General features: G+C 73.2%; 24 protein-coding genes and 1 riboswitch. Of the genes, 11 read left to right on the top strand and 13 right to left on the bottom strand.

Annotated features, from left to right (window positions below):
• Together ACFYW7_RS06235 and ACFYW7_RS06230 are read right to left on the bottom strand one after the other, a co-directional pair.
• Positions 1-885 carry an SDR family NAD(P)-dependent oxidoreductase gene (locus tag ACFYW7_RS06235; RefSeq protein WP_389498379.1) on the bottom strand — a complete coding sequence of 295 codons (885 nt, stop codon included), beginning with the start codon at positions 883-885 and terminating at the stop codon, positions 1-3.
• Positions 885-1,682, bottom strand: coding sequence for an acetoacetate decarboxylase family protein (locus ACFYW7_RS06230; RefSeq protein ID WP_389498377.1), 798 nt, complete (start codon positions 1,680-1,682; stop codon positions 885-887). The genes ACFYW7_RS06235 and ACFYW7_RS06230 overlap by 1 nt, the downstream gene beginning before the upstream one ends.
• 123 nt (positions 1,683-1,805) lie before the next feature.
• Between ACFYW7_RS06230 and ACFYW7_RS06225 the strand changes: the two genes are divergently transcribed.
• The 6 genes from ACFYW7_RS06225 to ACFYW7_RS06200 all read left to right on the top strand — a co-directional run bounded on the left by ACFYW7_RS06225 (position 1,806) and on the right by ACFYW7_RS06200 (position 7,550).
• A complete protein-coding gene (locus ACFYW7_RS06225) occupies positions 1,806-2,423 on the top strand; it encodes a TetR/AcrR family transcriptional regulator (protein WP_389498375.1) in 618 nt (205 codons plus the stop codon).
• A gap of 205 nt (positions 2,424-2,628) precedes the next feature.
• Positions 2,629-3,627 carry a DEDDh family exonuclease gene (locus ACFYW7_RS06220; protein ID WP_389498373.1) on the top strand — a complete coding sequence of 333 codons (999 nt, stop codon included), beginning with the start codon at positions 2,629-2,631 and terminating at the stop codon, positions 3,625-3,627.
• A 78-nt stretch (positions 3,628-3,705) separates the two neighbouring features.
• The gene (locus ACFYW7_RS06215; protein WP_078943477.1) at positions 3,706-3,939 is read left to right on the top strand and encodes a hypothetical protein; all 234 of its coding nucleotides are present in this window, start codon (positions 3,706-3,708) and stop codon (positions 3,937-3,939) included.
• 86 nt (positions 3,940-4,025) lie between these two features.
• The gene (locus tag ACFYW7_RS06210; protein WP_389498611.1) at positions 4,026-4,817 is read left to right on the top strand and encodes an SURF1 family protein; all 792 of its coding nucleotides are present in this window, start codon (positions 4,026-4,028) and stop codon (positions 4,815-4,817) included.
• Between the two features lie 147 nt (positions 4,818-4,964).
• A complete protein-coding gene (locus ACFYW7_RS06205) occupies positions 4,965-6,779 on the top strand; it encodes a glycoside hydrolase family 15 protein (protein ID WP_389498371.1) in 1,815 nt (604 codons plus the stop codon).
• 15 nt (positions 6,780-6,794) lie between these two features.
• Positions 6,795-7,550, top strand: coding sequence for an SDR family oxidoreductase (locus ACFYW7_RS06200; protein ID WP_389498369.1), 756 nt, complete (start codon positions 6,795-6,797; stop codon positions 7,548-7,550).
• Between the two features lie 283 nt (positions 7,551-7,833).
• On the opposite strand, the gene amaP is transcribed toward ACFYW7_RS06200, so the two are convergent.
• The 5 genes from amaP to ACFYW7_RS06175 form a co-directional block, all read right to left on the bottom strand.
• Positions 7,834-8,421 (bottom strand): alkaline shock response membrane anchor protein AmaP, encoded by a 588-nt coding sequence (gene amaP / locus ACFYW7_RS06195; RefSeq protein WP_389498609.1) that lies wholly within the window; start codon positions 8,419-8,421, stop codon positions 7,834-7,836.
• On the bottom strand, positions 8,418-9,095 hold the full coding sequence (locus ACFYW7_RS06190; protein ID WP_389498367.1) for a DUF6286 domain-containing protein: 678 nt from the start codon (positions 9,093-9,095) through the stop codon (positions 8,418-8,420). The genes amaP and ACFYW7_RS06190 overlap by 4 nt, the downstream gene beginning before the upstream one ends.
• Positions 9,092-9,523: an Asp23/Gls24 family envelope stress response protein gene (locus ACFYW7_RS06185; RefSeq protein WP_389498365.1), complete on the bottom strand. Its 432-nt coding sequence runs from the start codon at positions 9,521-9,523 to the stop codon at positions 9,092-9,094. The genes ACFYW7_RS06190 and ACFYW7_RS06185 overlap by 4 nt, the downstream gene beginning before the upstream one ends.
• A gap of 3 nt (positions 9,524-9,526) precedes the next feature.
• Complete coding sequence (locus tag ACFYW7_RS06180) at positions 9,527-9,712, bottom strand: hypothetical protein (protein WP_389498363.1); 186 nt, start codon at positions 9,710-9,712, stop codon at positions 9,527-9,529.
• A gap of 75 nt (positions 9,713-9,787) precedes the next feature.
• Positions 9,788-10,273: an Asp23/Gls24 family envelope stress response protein gene (locus ACFYW7_RS06175; protein ID WP_389498361.1), complete on the bottom strand. Its 486-nt coding sequence runs from the start codon at positions 10,271-10,273 to the stop codon at positions 9,788-9,790.
• An 87-nt stretch (positions 10,274-10,360) separates the two neighbouring features.
• On the opposite strand from ACFYW7_RS06175, the gene ACFYW7_RS06170 reads away from it, so the two are divergent.
• Positions 10,361-11,152: a nucleopolyhedrovirus P10 family protein gene (locus ACFYW7_RS06170; protein ID WP_389498359.1), complete on the top strand. Its 792-nt coding sequence runs from the start codon at positions 10,361-10,363 to the stop codon at positions 11,150-11,152.
• A 178-nt stretch (positions 11,153-11,330) separates the two neighbouring features.
• On the opposite strand, the gene ACFYW7_RS06165 is transcribed toward ACFYW7_RS06170, so the two are convergent.
• The 3 genes from ACFYW7_RS06165 to ACFYW7_RS06155 all read right to left on the bottom strand — a co-directional run bounded on the left by ACFYW7_RS06165 (position 11,331) and on the right by ACFYW7_RS06155 (position 14,471).
• Positions 11,331-12,134: an enoyl-CoA hydratase/isomerase family protein gene (locus ACFYW7_RS06165; protein ID WP_389498357.1), complete on the bottom strand. Its 804-nt coding sequence runs from the start codon at positions 12,132-12,134 to the stop codon at positions 11,331-11,333.
• A 145-nt stretch (positions 12,135-12,279) separates the two neighbouring features.
• A complete protein-coding gene (locus tag ACFYW7_RS06160; protein WP_266702971.1) occupies positions 12,280-12,501 on the bottom strand; it encodes a helix-turn-helix domain-containing protein in 222 nt (73 codons plus the stop codon).
• 371 nt (positions 12,502-12,872) lie between these two features.
• Positions 12,873-14,471, bottom strand: a complete 1,599-nt coding sequence (locus tag ACFYW7_RS06155) for an ABC-F family ATP-binding cassette domain-containing protein (protein ID WP_389498353.1) — start codon at positions 14,469-14,471, stop codon at positions 12,873-12,875.
• A 479-nt stretch (positions 14,472-14,950) separates the two neighbouring features.
• On the opposite strand from ACFYW7_RS06155, the gene ACFYW7_RS06150 reads away from it, so the two are divergent.
• Positions 14,951-15,841 (top strand): neutral zinc metallopeptidase, encoded by an 891-nt coding sequence (locus ACFYW7_RS06150; RefSeq protein ID WP_389498351.1) that lies wholly within the window; start codon positions 14,951-14,953, stop codon positions 15,839-15,841.
• 142 nt (positions 15,842-15,983) lie between these two features.
• Positions 15,984-16,397: a VOC family protein gene (locus tag ACFYW7_RS06145; protein ID WP_389498349.1), complete on the top strand. Its 414-nt coding sequence runs from the start codon at positions 15,984-15,986 to the stop codon at positions 16,395-16,397.
• 153 nt (positions 16,398-16,550) lie between these two features.
• Here the strand turns inward: ACFYW7_RS06145 and ACFYW7_RS06140 are convergent, their stop codons facing one another.
• From ACFYW7_RS06140 to ACFYW7_RS06130, 3 genes are all read right to left on the bottom strand, one after another.
• Positions 16,551-17,963 carry a hypothetical protein gene (locus tag ACFYW7_RS06140; protein ID WP_389498347.1) on the bottom strand — a complete coding sequence of 471 codons (1,413 nt, stop codon included), beginning with the start codon at positions 17,961-17,963 and terminating at the stop codon, positions 16,551-16,553.
• 642 nt (positions 17,964-18,605) lie between these two features.
• Positions 18,606-19,733 carry an alpha/beta hydrolase family protein gene (locus ACFYW7_RS06135; protein ID WP_389498345.1) on the bottom strand — a complete coding sequence of 376 codons (1,128 nt, stop codon included), beginning with the start codon at positions 19,731-19,733 and terminating at the stop codon, positions 18,606-18,608.
• Between the two features lie 288 nt (positions 19,734-20,021).
• Positions 20,022-20,759 (bottom strand): class II aldolase/adducin family protein, encoded by a 738-nt coding sequence (locus ACFYW7_RS06130; RefSeq protein WP_389498343.1) that lies wholly within the window; start codon positions 20,757-20,759, stop codon positions 20,022-20,024.
• An 849-nt stretch (positions 20,760-21,608) separates the two neighbouring features.
• Between ACFYW7_RS06130 and ACFYW7_RS06125 the strand changes: the two genes are divergently transcribed.
• Positions 21,609-22,850, top strand: a complete 1,242-nt coding sequence (locus ACFYW7_RS06125; RefSeq protein ID WP_389498341.1) for an anion permease — start codon at positions 21,609-21,611, stop codon at positions 22,848-22,850.
• 20 nt (positions 22,851-22,870) lie between these two features.
• A complete protein-coding gene (locus ACFYW7_RS06120) occupies positions 22,871-23,089 on the top strand; it encodes a hypothetical protein (protein ID WP_389498339.1) in 219 nt (72 codons plus the stop codon).
• 136 nt (positions 23,090-23,225) lie between these two features.
• Positions 23,226-23,369: riboswitch (cobalamin riboswitch) on the top strand.
• Positions 23,370-23,474 lie beyond the last annotated feature (105 nt).

The raw sequence follows: 23,474 nt of genomic DNA, 5'->3' as shown, positions 1-23,474 counted from the left end.
TCAGTCGAGGATGAAGCTCTCCAGGTACGACGGATCGGCCCGGTCGAGCATCGACCGCGACCGGGCACGGATCTGCCGGTCGCTGTGCTCGCTCTCGGGCAGCAGCCAGAAGCGGTCCGCGCGGATCCCCTCGGCGACGAGGTCGGCGACCTCCTCGACGGGGGTGAACCGGACGTCGTGGCCCGCCTGTTCCATGGCGGCCTCCCACTGGGCGAGGCTGCGGTACGGCGTCCTCCTCGGCCGCTCCTTCGCGTACCGCGAGGGCCGGTTGCGGTGCGACTCCCACAGGCCGGTGCGGAGCATGTGGGGTCCGGGGAAGAGCACGGAGGCGCCCACGCGCGCCCGCTCGGCCTTCAGGTGCGCGTACAGCGACTCGGTCATCGTCACCACGGCCGCCTTGGTGACGGCGTAGACGGAGGCGGTGGGCAGCGGGGCGATCCCGCCGTCCCCGGAGGAGGTGTTGACGACGTGACCGGGTTCGCCCCCGGCGATCATCCGGGGCACGAAGGCCTGGACGCCGTGGAAGACGCCCCACACGTTGACGGCGAAGGCCCACTTCCAGTCGTTCGGGTCGTGCTCCCACATCCGGCCCTCGGCGCCGGAGCCGACGCCCGCGTTGTTGCACAGGACGTGCACCGCGCCGTACGTGGCGTACACGTCCTCGGCGAGCGCGAGGACCTCGGCGCGCTCCCCGACGTCCACCACGCGCGCGTGCACGTCGGCGCCGTCCTCGCGCAGCTCCCCCGCGGCCTTCTCCAGGGCACCCTCCTCGACGTCGGCGAGGACCACCCTCAGACCGTCCGCCGCGAACCGCCGCGCCATCGCGAGCCCGATGCCGCTCGCCGCGCCGGTGACGACGGCCACCTGCCCTTCGCGCAGTTCCATCAGGCGCTCCCCTCCGGCGGCCCGTCGAGGATCTGCCGGGGATCGTCGTAGCGCTGGTGGATGTACGGCAACAGGGCCTGGGCGCTGACGCGTTCGGCGACCCGGCCCTTCTGGTCGGTGGTCTTCTCGCCGATGGTGATCTCCAGGAGCCGTCGTACGGGGAGATCGGCGACCGGGTCGTACATCGACTCGCGCAGGACCACGTCCCCGGTGACGCGCTCCAGCTTGCGGACCTTCTCGTCGCGTACGCAGTGCACGAGGACCGGGTCGGCGTCGAAGCCCGAACCGTCCACGGCGGGAAGGAACTTGAAGTAGAAGTCGGTCTTCCGCACGGGTCCGGGCAGCGGCAGGGCGCCGCTCACCGCGCCGCGCACCTCGACGAAGGCGATGCCGTGCCGGGCGAGCACGGCACGCACCACGAGGCCGTCGCGCTCGACCGCCACCTCGCCGAGTTTCTTGGGCTCCCCGAAGACCTCACGGCCGCCCGTCAGGGCCCGCTCGTGGGTCATCGGCATGACCAGCGGGTACCAGCCCTCGACGCCGTCGTGCGCGGCGGCGACGGCGAACGAGCCCGCGCCCAGCGGGTACCCGGCCAGATCGACCTTGCTGATGTTGACCCGCACCAGGGGTCGCGCGGTGGGCTTCAGCGGGGGCGGCAGGACGGCCGCGACCGCGTCCGGGTCGCTCTCCCAGAGGGCCACCACACCGGTGGACCAGATGTCGGGGAGCTTGGAACCAGCGGCGCGCGAGGCGGCGATCTCCGCCTCGGTCCGTGCCCCGTACCTCACTCGTGCCATGTCGTACCGCCCTTCACCGGAGAAGCAGCAGATTTCTGATGGACCGTCACCGATGCCTGTAACAGAGTTACAGCAGAGCCGGCGAAGGGTAAATACGCGTGCGGGCACGGACCTGGGAGAACCATGGGCAGACCGGCACTCACCCGCGACGAGGTCCTGGAGGCCGCCGCGGGGCTGGTGAAGCGGTACGGCCCGGACGCCCTGACGATGCGGGCGCTCGCCACCGAGCTGGGCACGGCGGTCACCTCGATCTACTGGCACGTCGGCAACCGGGAGTCGCTCCTCGACGCCCTCGTCGAGCGCACGGTCGCCGACCTCGGCGAGATCCGCCCCACCGGGCGCACACCCGCCCTGCGCGTCGTCTCCGTCGCCCGGGAGCTGCGCCGCGAGCTGCTCGAGCACCCCCATCTCGTCGCGATGGTCCACGAACGCGGCCTGACCGAGCGGATGTTCCTGCCCGCGCGGCAGGCGCTGGTGCGCGAGGTGCACGCGGCGGGGTTGCGCGGGGCGCGGGCCGCCGAGGTCGTCCGCGCGGTGCAGTTCCAGGTCGTCGGCTTCGTGCTCGTCGAACGCAACCGCGAGCGCGCGCCCGTGCAGCTCCCGTCCGAGGAGGACCTGCGGGACGCCCGGACCGCCGAGGACGATCCGGACCTCGCGCGGGCGCTGGCCCGGCCGGTCGACCCGGAGAGGCTGTTCGTCACGTCCGTACGGGCCCTGGTGGAGGCGCTGCTCGGGCGCTGACCCGGGTCCGGGGCGGGGTCCGGGTCCGGGGCGGGGGCCGGGACCGCACCCGCCGGTCGGGTCGGGGCGGGTCGGGCGTCAACCCGGGGTCGTGCGGGGCCGTGGCGGGAGCCGTCGGCGCGCGCCCCCGCAAGGGGCCCAGGAGGCCCGTGTTCCGGGAAGTCGGCAGCGGAGGTGTCAGTCGCGGCCCGTATCCTCAGGGACCATGCTCGAAGACCTCACGACCGCAGCGTCCCCAGCCTCCTGGCCGGCCGCGTATCCGCAGGGATACGCGGTCGTCGACGTGGAGACCACCGGACTGGCCCGCGACGACCGGATAATCTCCGCCGCCGTCTACCGGCTGGACGCGCGCGGCGAGGTCGAGGACCACTGGTACACGATGGTCAATCCGGAGCGGGACCCGGGCCCGGTGTGGATCCACGGACTGACGAGCGAGATGCTCGAAGGGGCGCCTCTCTTCCCGGAGGTCGCCGAGGAGTTCTCCGCCCGGCTCGCCGACCGCGTCCTGGTCGCGCACAACGCGGTCTTCGACTGGTCGATGATCGCGCGTGAGTACGCGCGCGCCGAGCGCGAGGCACCCGTGCGCCAGCGCCTGTGCACCATCGCGCTCTCCAAGGAGCTGGGCCTGCCGCTGCCCAACCACAAGCTGGAATCGCTGGCCGCGCACTTCGGTGTCGTCCAGCAGCGGGCGCACCACGCGCTGGACGACGCGCGCGTACTGGCCGAGGCGTTCCGCCCGAGCCTGCGGGCCGCCGCGCGGGGCGGGGTGCGCCTGCCGCTCCTGGAGTGCCTGCCACTCAAGGAGTGGTCCGACAGCGCGGCCGCGCCCCGGAGCGGCCGGCAGTCCGGGGGGTACGCGTCCGGCGGTTACCCCTCCGGGAGCTGGCGCCCCTCCCGCAAACGCCCCGCATGCCCCCATCCCAACCCAGGACGGTACAAGTCCGGCGAACCGCTCAAGCAGGGCATGCGGGTCGCGTTCTCCGGGGACACGTCGATCGACCGTGAACTGCTGGAGGACCGGGCCGTCGAGGCCGGACTGCACGTCGCGACGAGCCTGTCCCGGCTCACCAGCCTCCTGGTGACGAACGACCCGGACTCCAGCACGTCCAAAGTGGTCAAGGCCAAGCAGTTCGGGACACCGGTGATCGACGAGGCGGCGTTCGGACAACTGCTGCGGGACGTCGAACCCGCGTCGGAGGGGTGACGGACGTACGGGTGATTGGCGGACGACTCGCCCGGCACCCGCTCGCCCGCACCGCCCCCGCACCCCACCCTGTGGCGCATGGCGAGATGCGAAGTATGCGGCAATGACTACGGAATGACCTTCGAGGTGCACGCACAGGGTGCCGTGCACGTCTTCGACTGCTTCTCCTGCGCGATCCACCGGATGGCCCCGATCTGCGAGCACTGTCGCGTCCAGGTCATCGGCCAGGGCGTCGAGGTCGAGGGCCACTGGTACTGCGGCGCGCACTGCGCCCGCGCGGAGGGGAAGGCGGGGATCGTCGACAAGGTCTGAGGCCCGGCCGGCCCGGGACGCCGCGATGCGGCCCCCGGCGGGACCCTCCCGTCGGGGGCCGAATCATGCCGAGTAACGTCAATGGGGTGTACCGCTTCCTGTTGTCCCGGCAGTGGGTGATCCTCACCCTCGTGGCCCTCGCACTCGTCCCCACGATGATCGAGCTGGGCTTCTGGCAGCTGCACCGGCATGAGCACAAGGTCGCCCTGAACAAGGTGATCTCCGACTCGCTCGCCGCGCGACCGGTGCCCGCGGAGACGCTCACCGCGCCGGGCCGCCGCGTCGAGCACGACGACCTGTACCGCCGGGTGACCGCGAAGGGGCACTTCGACACCGCCCGCGAGGAGGTCGTCCGCCGCCGCACCAACTCGGACGGCGCGATCGGCTACCACGTCCTGACCCCGTTCGTCCTCACCGACGGCCGCGTGCTCATGGTCAACCGGGGCTGGGTCCCGGCGGACGGCGCGCAGACCGCCTTCCCTAAGATCCCGGCCCCCGCCCGCGGCGAGATCACCGTCACCGGCCGGCTGATGGCCGACCAGACGACCGCCGACAGCGGCATCAAGAACGTCCGGGGCCTGCCCGACCGTCAGGTCATGCTGATCAGCAGCGAGCAGCAGGCGGAGCGGCTCGGCGAGCGGGTCCTGGGCGGCTACGTCGAGCAGACCGCGCCGGAGCCCCGGGGCGACTCCCCCGAGCTGATCCCCGATCCCGAGCACGGTGACATCGGCCCGCACATGGCGTACGCGATCCAGTGGTGGCTGTTCTCCGCGGGCGTCCCCGTCGGCTGGGTGGTCCTGGTCCGCCGCGAGCGCCGCGACCGGGCGGAGGCCGCGGCCGCGCGCACCGCCCCGGAGGCGGAACCGGCGGGGGTGTAGCCCCCGGGCGGGAGCCCCTGGGTCTTGCCGCCAAATTCCCGTCGTCGCCCGGAGGGCGGCCCGGCGGCGGACGGGGTGCCCGTCTCCGGGGCGGGTGCCACTCTGGCGGCCCGATTGGCCGCCGCCCCGGTCGGGAACCCGTCCAGGGTGCACCGACACATCGAGGACTACGCGCTCATCGGGGACGAACAGACCGCCGCGCTGGTGAGCCGGGACGGCTCCGTCGACTGGCTGTGCCTGCCCCGCTTCGACTCGGCGGCCTGCTTCGCGGCCCTGCTCGGCGACGAGGACAACGGCCACTGGCGGATCGCACCCGAGGGCGTGGACTCGTGCACCCGGCGCGCGTACCGCCCGGACACGCTGGTGCTCGACACCGAGTGGGACACCGCCGAGGGGTCGGTCCGGGTCACCGACCTGATGCCGCAGCGCGAGCACGCCCCCGATGTCGTCCGCGTCGTCGAAGGTCTCAGCGGCCGGGTCCGGATGCGCAGTCTGCTCCGGCTGCGCTTCGACTACGGGTCCGTCGTCCCCTGGATGCGCCGCTCGGACGGCCACCGGGTGGCGGTCGCGGGGCCGGACTCGGTGTGGCTGCGCAGCGAACCGCCCGTGCACACCTACGGCAAGGACTTCCGTACGCACTCGGAGTTCACCGTGGAGGCGGGCGAGAAGGTGGCCTTCGTGCTGACCTGGCACCCCTCGCACCGGCCCCGGCCGCCCCTGTGCGACCCCTTCGAGGCGCTGGAGACGAGTGTCCAGGACTGGCGGGCGTGGGCGGCGCGCTGCCGCTACGACGGGCCGCACCGGGACGCCGTCGTGCGCTCCCTGATCACCCTCAAGGCCCTGACGTACGCGCCCACCGGCGGCATCGTGGCCGCCCCGACCACCTCGCTGCCCGAGGAGATCGGCGGGGTCCGCAACTGGGACTACCGCTACTGCTGGCTGCGCGACTCCACGCTCACCCTCGGCGCGCTGCTCGCCGCCGGTTACCACGAGGAGGCCGAGGCGTGGCGCGACTGGCTGCTGCGCGCCGTCGCGGGCGACCCGGCGGACCTCCAGATCATGTACGGCCTCTCGGGCGAGCGCCGGCTGTCGGAGTACGACCTCCCGTGGCTGTCCGGCTACTCCGGGTCCGTGCCCGTCCGCGTCGGCAACAGCGCCGTGGAGCAGTTGCAGCTCGACGTCTACGGGGAGGTCATCGACTCGCTGTCGCTCGCCCGGCGTTCGGGGCTGCCGTCGAGGCCGCACATGTGGCGGGTGCAGGTCGCCATGATGGAGTTCCTGCGGGTCGCGTGGCAGCAGCCCGACGAGGGGATCTGGGAGGTGCGCGGACCCCGCCGCCACTTCGTCCACTCCAAGGTGATGGCCTGGGTGGCCGCCGACCGCGCCGTACGCACCCTGGAGGAGGACCCGGCCCTCGAAGGCGATCTGGAGGGCTGGCGGGCGATGCGCGACGAGGTGCACCGGGAGGTGTGCGAGCGCGGCTTCGACCCCGCCCGCAACACCTTCACCCAGTCGTACGGTTCACGCGAGCTGGACGCCGCCCTGCTGCTCATCCCGCGGGTCGGTTTCCTGCCCCCCGACGATCCCCGGGTGGTCGGCACGATCGACGCGGTCCGCGCGGAACTCGCCCCCGACGACTTCCTGCTGCGCCGCTACAGCGCCGCGAGGACCGACGTCGACGGGCTCCCGGGCGGTGAGGGCACGTTCGTCGTCTGCTCGTTCTGGCTCGTGGACGCGCTGCACCTGACGGGCCGTACGCGGGAGGCGCGCGACCTGTTCGAACGGCTGGTCGGCCTCGCCAACGACGTGGGACTGCTGTCCGAGGAGTACGACCCCGTGGCGGGCCGGCAGCTCGGCAACTTCCCGCAGGCCTTCAGCCACATCGGCCTGGTGGTGTCCGCCCTCAGCCTGTTCGGCGTCGGGAAGGCGGGGCTGACGGACGAGGGCGCGCCGCGCGGATGAGGAAGGATGGGGGCCATGGATCTCGGACTGAAGGATCGTGTGTACGTCGTCACGGGGGCCACCCGGGGCCTGGGCAGCGCCGCCGCGCGTGAACTCGTCGCGGACGGCGCGAAGGTGATCGTCAGCGGCCGCGACGAGAAGAGCGCGGCCGGCGCGGCCGACGCGCTCGGCGCGAACGCGGTCGGTATCGCGGCCGACAACGCCGCCGTCGAGACTCCGGACCGGCTGATCGCGGCCGCCCGTGAGCACTTCGGCGGTTTCGACGGCATCCTGATCAGCGTCGGCGGACCGCCGCCCGGCTTCGCCGCGGACAACTCCGACGAACAGTGGATGGTGGCGTTCGAGTCGGTGTTCCTCGGCGCGGTACGGCTGGCCCGCGCGGCCGCCGCGGAACTCGGCGAGGGCGGTGTCGTCGGCTTCGTGCTCTCCGGCTCGGTGTACGAGCCGATCCCCGGCCTGACCATCTCCAACGGCCTGCGTCCGGGCCTCGCGGGCTTCGCCAAGTCCCTGGCGGACGAGTTGGGCCCGCGCGGCATCCGCGTCGTCGGGCTGCTGCCGTCCCGTATCGACACGGACCGGGTGCGTGAGCTGGACGGCCTGTCGGCCGACCCCGAGGCCACCCGCGCGGCCAACGAGTCCCGGATCCCGCTGCGCCGCTACGGCACCCCTCAGGAGTTCGGCCGCACGGCCGCGTTCCTGCTCTCCCCCGCGGCCTCGTACCTCACGGGAATCATGGTGCCGGTGGACGGCGGGATGCGCAGCGGCTTCTAGGACCGCCCGGCGCCCGGAAGCGGCCACCTGGGCACCTGTGCCGGAGACCGGCGCCGCTTCAGGGGCTGACCGCGCCGGAAATGGAGCCGCCCGGGAACGGGGCCCCGCCTGGGAACAGGGCATTGCCCCGAAGCGGCACCCCGTCACGAAGGCGGGGCGCCGTCCCGTAAGACGGGCACCGTCCTGTGACGCGGGCGCCGTCCCGAAGGCGGCACCCCGTCTCGGAAGCGGCACCCCGCCCCGTAAGACGGGCGCCGTCCCGTGAGGCGGGCTCGGCGCCTGCTCAGTTCACGCGCTCGGCGCGGTGCTTGACGCCGCGCAGCCGCACCTCGGCGGGGAGCGCGGTGAGGCCGGCCGAGTCCCGGGCGTGCGCGAGCGCCTCCACGGTCAGCAGGTGCAGCGCGTGTCCGGGGTCCACGTGCGGTTCCAGCAGGAGTCGCACGCGTGCCTCGGGCAGCGAGCGCCGGCCGGTCAGCCGGACCTGCGCCCGGCCGACCCCGCCGAGCCGGGCCGCCTCGGCCGACAGCACGCCCTCCAGGGCCCGGCCGCGCAGCAGCGCGCCCTCGCCGTCGCCGGTGTCGACGAGCACCTCGGCGAGCCGTCGGCGCCGCACCACGGCGACCAGCCACCACAGCGCGAGCAGCGTCAGCACCGCGAGCGCGGCGATGACGGCGGGCCACCACCAGCCCTGGTCCCGCCACCGGGTCCGCTCGGCGGTGCTGAGCAGCACGTCGTGCCGCCCGTCGTGGATCCACCACGAGGGCGGCCGTACGCCGAGTCCGATGGCGAGCACGGAGCCGCCGAGGGCGAGCAGCACGAGCCCGACGAAGCCGATCAACAGACGGTTCACGATCCGGAGCACCGGCCTCAGCCCTTCCGTCCGGGGCGCGCGACCCGTACCGACAGGGCCGGCGAGCGGGACAGCCCGAGCCCCTTGATGCCGTCGGAGAGCGTGACGTCGAGGTCGGCGCGCACGTCGTCGAGTTCACGGAAGTGCGACACCGCCCGGACGTCGACCTTCCGGCGCTTCACCCGCACGCGGACCGACTGCACGCCGGCGACCTCCATGGCCCGGTCGCGGAGCGCCATGGCGGCGGCCGTCCGGTGCAGCCCGGCCCGGACGTCGGCGTGGGTGCGCCGCATCGGCAGCACGTCCCGCAGGCCGGGGGTCGCCGCGAGGACGATCAGCCAGAGCCCCGCCGCGGCGGCGATCGAGGCACCGACGAGGACCGCGGTGTCGTCGAGCGGCCGTTCGGCGAGCTGCCGGGCCAGCCAGGTGCGCCAGTACAGGGCGGACCGGCCGGCGCGCACGGCCACGACGTCGTACAGGAAGGCTCCGGCGGCCACGAGGAGCACGGTGGCGAGAACGCCCCCCGTGACGCGGCGCGCTGACCAGAACCGGCCCTGTCGGCCGTCCTCGTCGTCCACGGTGTTCAGCGGTTCGTAGGCGGCCGCCGAGGCGGACTGTCCGAGCGCGCCCGTCTCGTCCGGCTTCTCCAGTACGGGAATCTTCCGGGTGCTCTCGGAGCCCTGGGGCTCGCTCATTGCGTCCTCCCCTGCGCCGTGCCGGGCCCGTGCGCCAGATGCAGCCGCTCCACGTGGACGGCCACCTCCGGAACTTCCATCCCCGCCAACGCCTTTACCCGCTCGGCGACATGACGACGCACCGCGCCGCAGTGGGCGGCGATGTCGCACGGGTAGCCGAGTTCGAGGCTGACCCGCACCTGGGCACTGTGCGTCGGCGTGTCCCGCGCTCCGCCGGAGCCGGACGACTGCCGCCGCACGACGACCGTCGCGTGCGGGGGCGCGGCGTCGGCGGGTGTCGGCGGCAGCGCCTCGCGCGCCGCTCGCGACGCGATCTTCGCGACGACGCGGTCGGCGATCCGGGTGGCTCCCCGCTCGGAGGCGGCGACGGTCACGAGGCCCGGCCGTGTCCCACCGGACCGGTCGGGCCGGTCGGGCTGGTCCGGCACGTGTCACCGCCGCCGGTTCTCACGGGCGCGGAAGAAGTCACCGACGTCCAGGTCACCCTCGAAGAGCCGTCCGACGACGAACCCGACGGCCCCCAGGGCGGCAACCAGCAGGAATGCGCCGAAGCCGCCGAAGTACCCGGCGAAGGCCAGTGCCATTCCGGCGATCATGCCGATCCCGGCCAAGCTCATGGTGCGCTCCTCAGCAGTCGGTGGCCGCGTGATCACTCGTGGTGCGGTGTCCGGGGCGTTCCGGTGGCCCCAGGGTCACTGGAGCCGCGACTCCGGCTCCTCGTCTTCTTCCTCGGGAAGCTTCACATCACTCACCGCGATGTTGACTTCCACCACTTCGAGACCTGTCATGCGCTCGACGGCGGCGATGACGTTCTCTCGCACGGCGTGCGCCACGTCGGAGATCGACACGCCGTAGTCGACGACGATCTCCAGGTCGAGCGCCGTCTGCAGCTCTCCGACCTCCGCCTTCACGCCCCGCGTCACGGACTTGGTGGAACCGCCCGGCACCCGGTCGCGTACGGCTCCGAAGGTGCGGCTCAGTCCGCTGCCCATCGTGTGGACACCGACCACGTCACGGGCGGCGAGCCCGGCGATCTTCTCCACGACCCCGTCGGCGATCGTGGTCCGTCCCCGCGTGGCGGGATCTCCGCCGCCCCGCCGGGCGGGCTTACGGGGCTGCTGGAGCTCCTTCTCCGTGTCGGGGCTGTCCGTCCGGTTCCGCTCGGTCATGTCGGTCATCGCCGTACGTCCCTTTCGGTCGTCCTCCTCTGCCCACAGTAGGTCGGGTCGCGCGGTCCCGCGCCGTGGATACGGCAGGCTGGAGCAATGACGGCGGACCGGTGGACGCAAGCGGTACGGCAGCAGCTCGGACTCGGCAGACTCCTGCCGCTGGGGCTCGCGCTCGATGGCGCCTGGATCTCGGAGGAGGCGGCCGGTTCGGTGCTGCGGCGGGAGACCGCGGCCGTCGAGGGGGTGCGGCTCGGAGCGCTGCGGATCGCGCTCGCCGACCCGGACGGGGCCGGCACACCGGCCGTGCCTCCCCCGCCCAGCGGGCTGCCGCCCGGTCCGCTGCGCGTCACCGCGGAGTTCCGGGCCTCGGTCGATCCCACGGCCCCGGGCGTCGAGCCGCTGCCGGCCGTCGCGGCCCGGCTGCGGCTGGCCGTGGTGTCCGCCGCCACACGGCTCCTGGGCCTCGACGTCACGGAGGTGGACCTGCGGGTGACGGACCTGCTGGAGGACGAGGACGAGGCCTCCGCGGCCCAGCCGGCGGGCACCGAACGAGGTGAGCCCGCGGCGGTCCCGGCCGACGGCGCGAGGACGGGGTCCCTGCCGAGGGACCCCGAGGAGGCCAGGATCGCGGCGGCGGTGCTGGCCGTCCCGGGAGTCACCCGTCTGGCGGACTCCCTGGGCCGTCCGGTCCACGTCGAGAGCGCGCCGCCCGCCACGGAACCGGCCCTGCCGCGCCGTCACGTCCGCGTCGAGCTGGAGGTCTCCGGGGCCGAGCGTGCGGTGGACGTGGCACGGGCCGTCCGAGCCGCGGTCACCGAGACCGTACGGGACACCCCGTCCGTGGCGGTACTGGTCACCGCAGTGAGCGAGGACGCCCGCCACGGGTGACCGCCCCGAGCCAGGGCGCCGGGCCTCTCGACGGGGTGATTCCCGTACGGCGTGAGGCCAGGCCCGCGGGGCGGGGTGCCCGGCGCGCACGGTGTGAGGCCAGGCCCTGTGCGGCAGGGGCGCCCCGGCCCGTACGACCGGGGGCACCCGTGCCGCACCGGGCCCTCGGGGCGGGTGGCTAGTCCCCCGCGCCCGCGAGGTCCCGGAGCCTGCGCGCCTGGGAGGCCCGCTCGGCGGTGCGCTGCTCCTCGTACGAGCGCCCCTGCACCCCGCGCAGCAGGGCCTTCGTCTCGATCACGGCATCGCGCGGCGCGGCCAGCAGCGCCGCGGTCAGGTCGCGGACCGCGTCGTCGAGCTGTCCGGCGGGGACCGCGAGGTTGGCGAGTCCGGTGCGCTCGGCCTCCTCGGCCAGGACGAAGCGGCCCGTGGCGCAGATCTCCAGCGCGCGGGCGTATCCGACGAGGCTCACCAGCGGGTGCGTCCCCGTGAGGTCGGGCACGAGGCCCAGGCTGGTCTCGCGCATGGCGAACTGCACGTCGTCGGCGACGACGCGCAGGTCACAGGCGAGCGCGAGCTGGAACCCGGCACCGATGGCATGCCCCTGGACGGCGGCGATGGACACGAGGTCGCTGCGGCGCCACCAGGTGAACGCCTCCTGGTACTCGGCGATGGTCGCGTCGAGATCGGCGTCGGAGCCGCGCGCGAGGTCGATGAACGACGGTTCCCCGTCGAACCCCTCGGGCGTGAACGCCTGCCGGTCGAGCCCCGCGGAGAAGGACTGGCCCTCGGCGCGCAGGACGACCACCCGGACGGAGCCCGGCAGTGACCGGCCGGCCTGCGTCAACGCCCGCCACAGAGCAGGACTTTGGGCGTTGCGCTTGGCCGGATTGGTCAGCGTCACCGTGGCGATCGCGTCGTCGACGGTGAGCCGTACGCCGTCCGTGTCGAGTACCGGTTCGAGTTCCTTGTCGAGCGAAGCCATGGGGCGCCTCCGATGGGTGCGGTCGGATCAGACGCGCACCTCGCGAAGACACGAGGAACGCACCTAAGTGACTGCACAGTAACCACCCGGTCGGTCACCCGACCGACCGGGTGGTCACCATCGAAGCCGATGGGGACGCCCGGCCTCAGGCCGAGGCGGCCTTCTTGCCCCGCGTCGCTCCGCCACGCCCTCGGAGCGTGACGCCCGACTCACTGAGCATCCGGTGCACGAAGCCATACGAGCGGCCGGTCTCTTCGGCCAGCGCCCGAATGCTCGCACCGGAGTCGTACTTCTTCTTCAGGTCTGCCGCGAGCTTGTCGCGCGCGACGCCGGTAACCCGGCTGCCCTTCTTCAGAGTCTCGGCCACCCGGTCCTCCTCATGGGAAGTGCGCTCTGGACTCTCATGATCACCCCTTCCGGGCGTCATGGCCACCCATTCGGCAAGGTCCGTAGGACAAGGTTTTGACGACAGGAGCCCGTCCCCACTAACGGAATCAACAATTCCGTCTGGTGCCGCGCGTACAGCCGAACGGGTTCCGGCGCGAAGTACCTGGTCAGCGACGCAGAACGGCCGAGCCCTTGGAAACAAGGGCTCGGCCGTGAAATCGATGTACGACACACCTCGGTACGAGGAGATCTCACACAGATGGTGGATCACGGATCGGCCGAATGATCCATACACAGTGGATCAGTCATTCGATCACGTGGCGGCGCCCCCTCCCGGGGGACGCGCTCGGGTCAGGCGAGGGCCACCAGGTCGGCGTAGCCGGCGCCCCACAGGTCCTCGACGCCGTCCGGCAGCAGGATGATCCGCTCCGGTTGGAGCGCGTGGACGGCGCCCTCGTCGTGCGTGACGAGGACGACGGCACCCTTGTAGGTGCGCAGCGCGCCGAGGATCTCCTCGCGGCTGGCCGGGTCGAGGTTGTTCGTCGGCTCGTCGAGCAGCAGGACGTTCGCGGACGAGACGACGAGGGTCGCGAGCGCGAGCCGGGTCTTCTCGCCGCCGGAGAGCACGCCGGCCGGCTTGTCGACGTCGTCGCCGGAGAACAGGAACGAGCCGAGCGTCTTGCGGACCTCGACCAGGTCCAGGTCGGGGGCGGCGGAGCGCATGTTCTCCAGGACCGTGCGCTCGGGGTCGAGGGTCTCGTGCTCCTGGGCGTAGTAGCCGAGCTTGAGGCCGTGGCCCTCGACGACCCCTCCGGTGTCGGGCTTCTCGACACCGCCGAGGAGGCGCAGGAGGGTCGTCTTGCCGGCGCCGTTCAGGCCGAGGATGACGACTCGGGAGCCCTTGTCGATGGCCAGGTCGACGTCGGTGAAGATCTCCAGGGAACCGTACGACTTCGACAGGCCCTCGGCCATGAGCGGGGTCTTGCCACAGGGCGCGGGTTCCGGGAAGCGCAGTTTGGCGACCTTGTCCGAGACGCGGACGGCGTCCAGCCCGGCGAGCAGCCGGTCGGCGCGCTTGGCCATGTTCTGCGCGGCGACGGTCTTGGTGGCCTTGGCGCGCATCTTGTCGGCCTGCGCGTTCAGGGTCGCGGCCTTCTTCTCGGCGTTCTGCCGCTCGCGCTTGCGGCGCTTCTCGTCGGCCTCGCGCTGCTGCTGGTAGAGCTTCCAGCCCATGTTGTAGACGTCGATCTGGGCGCGGTTGGCATCCAGGTAGAAGACCTTGTTGACGACCGTCTCGACGAGGTCGACGTCGTGGGAGATCACGATGAAGCCGCCGCGGTACGTCTTCAGGTAGTCGCGCAGCCAGATGATGGAGTCGGCGTCGAGGTGGTTCGTCGGTTCGTCGAGCAGCAGGGTGTCGGCGTCCGAGAAGAGGATGCGGGCCAGCTCGATACGGCGGCGCTGACCACCGGAGAGCGTGTGCAGGGGCTGGCCGAGCACGCGGTCCGGCAGGTTGAGCGCTGCGGCGATGGTGGCGGCCTCGGCCTCGGCGGAGTACCCGCCCTTGGTGAGGAACTCCGTCTCCTGGCGCTCGTACTGCCGCATCGCCTTCTCGCGGGTGGCGCCCGCGCCGTTGGCGATGCGCTGTTCGTTCTCGCGCATCTTGCGGATCAGGACGTCCAGGCCACGGGCCGAAAGGACGCGGTCCCGGGCGAGTATGTCGAGGTCGCCGGTGCGCGGGTCCTGCGGCAGGTAGCCGACCTCGCCGGAGCGGGTGACGGCGCCCGCGGCGGGCTGGCCCTCACCCGCGAGGACCTTGGTGAGGGTCGTCTTGCCCGCGCCGTTGCGGCCTACCAGGCCGATGCGGTCGCCCTTCGTGATGCGGAAGGTGGCGGACTCGATGAGGATGCGGGCGCCGGCGCGCAGCTCGATACCGGAGGCGGAGATCACGGACAGACTCCAGGGCAGTTTGTTGGCGGGGTGGACGGCTGAGGACGTTCCCGCCGTCTAATGCGCGAGGAGAAGGGCCATGCGACAAGTCTAACGGGACCGTGCAACCACTTTGCCGGTGCGCGGGCGTCCACGGCTGTGACGCTCGCCCCGTCGCACACCGTGGGCGAGGACGCACTCCGGGCGCTCCACGGTTCCGCCTCCACCGATGATCTCGCCGGTCCGGCCGCCGCCGGAGACACCGGGCCGCGCGACCGGCCACGCACTCGGTCACGCGGCCCGGTCACGCACCGATACGGCACGGTGCCGTGTCTCAGCGCCCCCGTCCACCGCCCCTCCGCGTACCCAGGCCTGGGTACGCGGAGGGGCGGTGGACGGGGGCGTCGCCCGTTCGGGCCGCGGGCCGGGCCGGGGGGCCGGAGGCGTACGAGGATGGCGGCACGGAGCGGGGTACGGCGGCGAGCGGAGAGGGTGCGCCCATGCAGTTCGACGACGACGCCGACCTGGACACCTCGGAGGTCCAGGATGTGCGCGGCGGTCGGGTCCCCGGGGGCAGGGCGACCATCGGGGGCGGGCTCGCCGGTCTCGTCGCCCTGGTCATCGGACTCCTGTTCGGGGTCGGTCCCGACCAGCTCGGCCTGTCCTCCGGCGGCGACGAGCCCGCGGCGGCGCCCTCCTCCCTCGCCCAGGTACAGCGGTCCTGCGCCGAGGGGCGGGACGCGAACGCCCGGGAGGACTGCCGCACCGTGGCGGTCGTCAACAGCGTCCAGGCCTTCTGGACCAAGGAGTTCGCACGCCGGGGCGGCGCCTACACCCGCTCCCCGACGGTGCTGTTCGGCGGCCGGGTCGGCACGGCGTGCGGCACCGCGACGTCGGCCGTCGGGCCCTTCTACTGCCCCGGTGACCGCAAGGTCTATCTGGACCTGGGCTTCTTCGACGAACTGCGCACCGGGTTCGGCGCCGGCGCCGGGCCGTTCGCGCAGGCGTACGTGGTGGCGCACGAGTACGGGCACCACGTGCAGGACCTGACGGGCGCCCTGGCCAGGGCGCGGGACGGGGTGACCGGGGCGAACAGCGGCTCGGTGCGGGTGGAGCTCCAGGCCGACTGCTACGCCGGGGTGTGGGCGCGGCACGCGACCACCACGGCGGACTCGTCGACGGGCCGGCCGCTGCTGACCTCGTTGACGGACACCGACATCCGTGACGCCCTGGACGCGGCGGCGGCCGTCGGCGACGACCGGATCCAGGCGAGGTACCAGGGCCGGGTCACCCCCGAGACCTGGACGCACGGCTCGGCCCGGCAGCGGCAGCAGTGGTTCTACCAGGGCTTCAGCAGCGGTGACACGGCGCAGTGCGACACGTTCCGGTGAGCGGGGGTCTCGCCGGCGGGCGCCACGTCCGCCCTGGTCCGCGGCGCCCGCCGGATTCCGGTGCGCGGGGCGTTGTCAGTGGCCGGTGCCAGACTGGGCGGCGGATCGGAATCCGGCAGTGCGACGGGACGGAGTGATCGGCATGGCTGGTACGGACGGCGGGCGCCCGAGCATCTACCCCTCTCTCTTGTACACCGATGCGAAGGCGGCGATCAGGCAGCTCACGGAGGCCTTCGGCTTCACCGAGCTGTCCGTCTACGAGGGTGAGGACGGCTCGGTGATGCACGCCGAGCTGGTGCAGGGCAACGGCGCGGTGATGCTCGGCTCCAAGGGGCGCGGCGGGCGCTTCGACGAGGCGATGAAGGGCGCGGGCCCCTGCGGGGTGTACATCGTCGTGGACGACGTGGACGCACACCATGAGCGGGCCGTGGCGCACGGCGCGGAGATCCTCATGCCCCCGACCGACCAGGACTACGGCTCCCGGGACTACATGGCCCGTGACGCCGAGGGCAACATCTGGAGCTTCGGCACCTACACCCCGGAGACAAGCGCCTAGCGCCGGCCGGCCGGGCCGCTCGAGGCTCCGGCGTCCCGGGACGCCCGCGTCGTGAGGCCCCGCACGTCGGGGCCCGCGCCGTCCCTGGCCCGCGGGCCAGCCCCGCATTCCGAGCCCGGGCTCCGGGCCCACGGTCCGGGGCCCGGGGTCGGGTCAGCTCCCGCCGGTGTGCACCTGGAACGCGGCCCGGCGTACGGCCTTGGCGAGGGCCGGATCCGGATGGGCGGCGGCGAGCGCGACCAGCACCTGCACGGTGCGGGGGTGGCCGACCGCGCGCACCTCGTCGAGGAGCGCGGGCACGGTGGGCTGCACCGCGGACTCCAGATGGCGGACGAGGAGCGGGGCCTCTCCGTGGTCGGCGACGGCGGCCGCGGTGTCGACCCACAGCCAGGTGGACTCCGCGCGGGTCAGGACCTCGTGGGCGTCCTCGGGGTCGTGGCCGTCGTGCTCGGCGAGCCACAGCAGCGCGTAGGGGCGCAGCGGGGTCTCCCCGACCACGGCGCGCACATCGGGTTCCGCGGGGGCGCCGACCACGCGCAGCGCCTCGAAGGCGAGGCCGCGGGTGAGGGCGTCCTCGCCGCGGGCGGCGGCGATGAGCTCCGTGACGGCGCTGCCGACCGGGCGGGCGGCGAGCCAGGCGCGGTACTCGGCACGGGCGGCGTTGGGCCGGAGCTGGGCGCAGCCGCGGAGCATGTCCTCGGCGGACTGCTCGATGTTCCCGGCGGGGCTCTGCGCGGCGACGCAGATCTGCTCCAGCTTGACCCAGACCGCCCAGCTGCCGAGCGGGGTGAGGGTGGCCTGTCCGTCGCCGTAGGTCAGCGCGCCGACGGAGGCGAGGGCGAGCAGGGCCCATTCGAGGAGCGGGGCGAGGCGGGCGAGCGGGGCGTCCGGGACCTCGGCGGGCTCCGGGGCGGGATCGGGCACCGGGCCGTAGGAGATCTCGCAGCGCTCGGTGCGCAGTTCCGTGACGCGCTGTCCGAGGAGGTCGAACAGTTGGTCCACGGGTACGGGCCCGGCGGAGAGCTGGAGGAAGGAGAGCACCTGGGGCATCGCGGAGACGACCTCGGCGACGGCCGCGGGCTCGCGGTCGGCCGGTTCGGGATACGCGAGGGACCAGGCGTCGAAGAGCGCCACCCAGCCGCGCAGGACGGCGCTGTCGTCCCGGCTCCAGGCGCGCAGCCGCCAGCCCGGGCGGGCGCTGTCGCCGTGCACCTCGATGAGGCCGGCCAGGCGGGCGGTGTCCCAGTCGGCGCGGACCTGAGCCGGGGTCAGCCCGAGATCCGCGGCGGCCCGTTCCGCGGTGGCGTCGGAGAGGGCGCCCTTGCCTCCGGGGTTCGCGCCGTCGCGCACCGGGCGCAGGGCGGCGTCGGCCCAGCGCGCGACCCGGGCCGCGTCGGACAGGCCGGTGCGCGCCATGCGGGCGAGCTCCGCGGGCGGTGGTGTGCCCTCCGGCGGTCGCGGTGCCGGGCGGCGCGTGGGGCGCTGGGTCACCGCTCGGGGAGCGGCCGCGAGGGGCCGCGGGCTGACGAGTCGGAGCCTGGAGTCGCGCGGGTTACGGGACGTCACGGGTGCAGTCTTCCGGTTGACAGTCCGAAAACCCAAACGGAATGCCGTCGCGGGCCTCGCGGGCGGCACGGGCGGGGCCCTCCCAGGGCGCTCGACACGCGGGAAAGTACGCCTCGCGGAGTTGTTCGGGACCGAACCGGAAGAGCGCTTCCGTGTCCGCCCGGCGGCCCCCGTCGGCCCCCTCGCCCCGCCCGCACCAGGGCGTCTGCGGCTTCACTCCGGGGGTGCGCGCCGGGCGGACGCCGCCGAGGGGGCGCGCGCCGATCCGCGTCCCCGGACGCGTCGACGCGGTTCCCGGGCGCCACTCGGACGAGACACGGCCCCCGGGGGGCGGCGGGCACCGGCGACGGCTCAGCCCCGCGAGGCGGACAGCGGCCGGGACGGACAGCGGCCGGGACGGACAGCAGTCGGGGTGGACGGAGAGCGGGGTGGACGACGAGCGCGGTGGACAGCGGCCTGCGTGACCGCAGCCGTCGGGGGCCGCTGCCGGAACGCGCGGCCGCCGCGGTGGCCTGTCGGCGCGGTGAGCCGCGGGCGGCATGGCATGGGGTGGCCCGGCCCGGCCCGGCCGCCGACGGGGCCTGCCGCCGGTGGTCGGCGGCCACGGTGGCCGCCGGTTCAGCGAGCGGACGCCGAGGGGGTCTACATCAGGGGGGTGAGGAAGCGGCGCAGGACTTCCTCGTAGCTCGCCGGGTCGGCGTTCCACATGGCGCCGTGCGGGGCCTTCGGGACGGTGTGGAGCGTGACCAGGTCGGGACGGCTCGCGGCGAGGCGGCGGGAGGGGCCCCAGGGGGCGATGGCGTCGTCCGGGCCGTGCACCAGCAGGGTCGGCACCTTGACCTGGTCGGGGTGCGCGGCGCTCGCGATGCGGTCTCCGCTTACCCCGGTACGGCCCTGGGCGGCGCGCACCGCGAGCGGCAGCAGGAAGCCGGGGGTGTGGCGGGCGCTCGCCAGGGCGCGCAGGGTGGTCTCCCAGTCGAGGACCGGCGAGTCCAGGACCAATCCGGAGATCCGTTCGCGCAGCGCGGAGTGGGCGGCGGCGCGCAGCGCCATGGTGGCGCCGGTGGACCAGCCGTACAGGACGACCCGCTCGGCGCCGTACCGCACGGCGTACCGGATGGCCGCGTCGAGGTCCCGCCACTCGGTCTCGCCGAGGTGGTTCAGACCGTCGGAGGGCCGGGGCGCACCGAGGTCGCCCCGGTAGGCGAGGTCGAGGACCGGGAAGTGCCGGTCGTTCAGGAACCCCATCACGTTCATGGGGTGTTCGCAGGTGGCTCCGAGGCCGTGGACGGTGATGACCCAGGTGTCCCGGACCGCGGGCACGAACCAGGCCGGCAGGGTGCCGAGTTCGCCGGGTACGTCGACGTCGGAGTGTTCGAGCCCGAGAGCGGACCCGGGGTCGCCGACGTACAGGTTCGGGGTGAGCCACACCTTGTCGCCGGGTTCCAGGGAGCCGTGCGTGACGCGGTCCAGCCGCCGCACGACGGTGTCGGCGGTGTGCGGGACGGAGTCGAGGAGGGGGCCGACGACCGCGTGGGAGCCGTCGCCCGCGAGGCCGTAGGTTCCCGGGCGCCGCGAGGCCAGGGCCCTGGTGAGGGTGATGCCGCCCACCGTCGTGGCGTGCACGGTGAGCCGGGGCTCGCCGGGCAGGGGCTTGCCGGGGTGCGTCTTCAGCGCGGCGTCGCTGGCGAACCGACCTGCCGCCACGGAGGCCGCGCCCGCGGCAGTGGCTACGGTGACGGCCGCTGCCATGGCTCTTAGGGTGCGCACTCGACCAGTTTCCCGGCGGAGTCCGCCATCGGCCAGCGGGAGCGTCCTCAAGGGTGACGGTCGGGCGTACCGGCTGTCCGGCGTGCGCGCTCCGGTTCCGTCCGGCACCACACACCCCGCACCGCGCAGTCGGCACCTGACCGTTGACGCCGGACCGTCGGTGCCGGACCGTCAGAGCCAGCCCGCCGACGCCGGACCTTCGGCGCCTGGCCTTCGGCGCCGCGCCTCCCGTTCCACCTCACCGGCCCCGCGCCTCCGGCCCTACGTCACCGGTTCCACTCCCCGGTACTACGCCTCCGACTCCATGCCCTCTGCCGCTGCCTCTGCCGCTTCCGGGGACTCCTGGCCGTACCCCCGCAGGCGCTCCGCGGTCTCCTGGAGCTGCTCCGGCGAGAGCAGGGCGGGCGTCAGGCCCGGGATCGAGGAGGACAGGAGCCAGACGCGGCACATCCATTCCAGCTGGGCCGTGCGGTCGTACGCCTGGTCCAGCGAGGCCCCGTAGGCGAGGGTGCCGTGGTTCCGGAGGAGGCACGCGGTGCGGTCGGTCAGGGCCCGGAGCACGTTCTCGGCCAGTTCCGGCGTGCCGTAGGCCGCGTACGGGGCGACGCGGACCGGGCCGCCGAGCGCGGCGGCCATGTAGTGGATCAGCGGGAGTTCCGGGACGAGGGTCGAGACGGCCGTCGCGTGCGGGGCGTGGGTGTGGACGACGGCCCGGGCGCCGGTCGCCCGGTACGTCGCGAGGTGCATCGGCAGTTCGCTGGTCGGCCGCAGCGAACCGATCACCTGCCGGCCGTCCAGGCCGACGCCGACGATGTCGTCGTGGGCCAGCCGGTCGTAGGGCACGCCGGTGGGCGTGACCAGGACCGTGTCGCCGACACGGACCGAGACGTTGCCCGACGTCCCGACCACCAGTCCGTCGGTCACCGTACGGCGGGCCGTCGCGACGAGCTGGTCCCAGGCCCGCCCGACGGCGTCCCGGGCGTCCCTCGCGGCCGGCCCGTCCCCCGTGTCGCCCTCGTCCGACATCCGCGGGTCCTCCCACCTGTCCCGTGCGCCCCTGGCCGCTCGGCCATGCCGCGATCCTGCCAGGAACGCACGCCGACGCACCCCGGGCGGGCGCACCCCGGAACCCGAACACGCCTCACGGGGCCGGATGTCCCACGCGTCCCGTCCCGGGCCGCCCGGACCGGGTGCCTCGCACGCGACGGCGGAGCCCGGCACCCGGGTGGCGCACTTCGTATACAACGACGGGCCCGGCGCGCGGACGGCTGGAAACCGCCGTCGGCGGCGACACCGACTCGGACACCGGGCGAACCCGCACGACATGCGCGAACGCCTCGCCCGACCAGGGACGCGACAGGAACGCGACAGGAACGCGCCAAGGACACGACGGCGACGTGACGGGGAGATGGATCAAGGTTTTCGGCTACGGGACCCACAAAGAGACCGGTCATGTCATGTGATGTGCGTCACAGTGCCTCATCAGGTCGTCCACACCGGACACGGCCGGGCTTTTGTCGCGAATGACGCCCCGTGGCCGACCCGTCACGGCCCGGTGACACCGGCGCGTCCTCGACGCGGCACTCTCCGACCCGCCCCCGCGAGGCTTTCAGCGGCGCCACAACGGCGGCGACCTGCTATGTGACCGGAATCTCATGCGCGGAACCCCCTCCGCGCGGACGGTTCGGCCCGCGGCGGGAACCCGTACCGGAACCCGATATTCCGTATCCGTTCGAACCAGGGCATCGCCCTCCGTCACAAGCGGAACAGCGATCCACCGTTCGGGACACCATGCCGCCCGACCCAGTTCATCTTCCGTTCACCCAGGTTGCCTACGGTCCCCCTGCCACTGACGTCCAACAGAAGCCTGGGTAAATGGAACACATCACGCTCCTCCTCGGAATCGTGATCGTCACCGCTCTCGTGTTCGATTTCACGAACGGTTTCCACGACACCGCCAACGCGATGGCCACCACCATCTCGACCGGCGCCCTCAAGCCCAAGGTCGCGGTGGCCATGTCCGCCGCCCTGAACCTTGTCGGCGCCTTCCTCTCGGTGGAGGTCGCCAACACGATCTCCAAAGGCCTCGTCGACGAATCCGGCATCCGGCCAGAAGTGATCTTCGCGGCGCTCGTCGGCGCGATCCTCTGGAACCTGGTGACGTGGCTCGTCGGACTTCCGTCCAGCTCCTCGCACGCCCTCATGGGCGGCCTGGTGGGCGCCACCATCGCCTCCGCCGGTACCGGCGCGGTGCACGGGGACGTCCTGGTCGGCAAGGTGCTCCTCCCCGCCGTCGTGGCCCCGATCGTCGCCGGTCTGGCCGCGATGGTCGCCACCCGGCTGTCGTACAAGCTCAGTGGCAACACCGACACCAAGGCCAGCAAGAAGGGTTACCGCGCCGGCCAGATAGCCTCCGCGGGCCTGGTCTCGCTGGCCCACGGCACCAACGACGCGCAGAAGACGATGGGCATCATCACCCTGGCCCTGGTCGCCGGTGGCGCCGTCGCTCCCGACTCCGACCCGCCGGTCTGGGTCATCCTCTCCGCCGGTCTCGCGATCGCGCTCGGCACCTACCTGGGCGGCTGGCGCATCATCCGCACGATGGGCAAGGGCCTGACCGACCTCCAGCCGCAGCAGGGCTTCGCCGCCCAGACCAGCGCGGCCACGGTCATCCTGGCCTCCTCGCACATCGGCTTCTCGCTCTCCACCACGCACTCGGTCTCCGGTTCCGTGATGGGCGCGGGTCTCGGCCGCAAGGGCGGGGTGGTCCGCTGGTCCACCGCCACCCGGATGGCTGTCGCCTGGGTCCTCACGCTGCCCGCCGCCGCCCTGGTCGGCGCGCTCGCCGAGTGGGTCACCGGTTTCGGCGCCTGGGGCACCACGCTCGTCGCCGTCTTCCTGGTCGCTTCCAGCTTCGCGATCTGGCGCCGCTCGCGCCGCGAGGTCATCGACCACACCAACGTCAACGACGACGCGGAGCCCGCCGGTGTGGTGACCACGGCCATCGCCGCCGTCACCCCGCCCCCGGTCGGCACCCTGACCGAGGGCCTCACGGCCACCATCCCGGCCCCCGCCGAGCCCACGACGACGCCTTCGGCGCCGTCCGCCGTGGCCTGAGAACCGAAGGAAGAAACAGCATGCACATCGACTGGTCAGCCCTCGGTTCCGTCTTCGGGGTCAGCCTCGGGGTGACCGTGGCCCTCGTCGGCCTCTTCACCCTCGGCGTCGCGGGCCTCTCCAAGAAGGAGTCGGCCCAGGGCGGTTCCGCGGTCGCGGCGGCCACCGGCGCGTACGTCTGCTTCGCGGCCTGCGCCGCGGCGGTGGCGTACGGCATCTCCCTGATCATGACCAAGTAACCCGGAGCCAGAAGCCAGGAAAAAGGTTTCACCGGGCACTACCGCGCGTGGGGTGCGGGACGGATCACCGTCCCGCACCCCACGCGTATGTGGGCCTGCGCACACTGTCCCCCCGCAGGTCAACAGCCAGTTGACGGCCGTTCGCACCCCGTGGTGGACTGCCGGAGCCAAGTACGGCGGCATGAGAGGAAGCCGGTGCGAATCCGGCGCGGTCCCGCCACTGTCATCGGGGAGGAAACTCCCCGGGAGCCAGGAACTCTCACCGCCGGTCTAGTCGAACCAGGGCGTGGACACCCTGAGTGAGGACATATCGCCATGCGCGGCTGCCCGTTGCCCGTTTCGCTGAGTACGAAGGTTCCGCCCCACCCCACGGCCGGCTGACCCC

The sequence above is a fragment of the Streptomyces sp. NPDC002580 genome (assembly GCF_042889485.1).
GTDB lineage: Bacteria > Actinomycetota > Actinomycetes > Streptomycetales > Streptomycetaceae > Streptomyces.
Note: the sequence above shows the minus strand (reverse complement) of the source record. Positions and strands in the feature narration are given on the sequence as shown.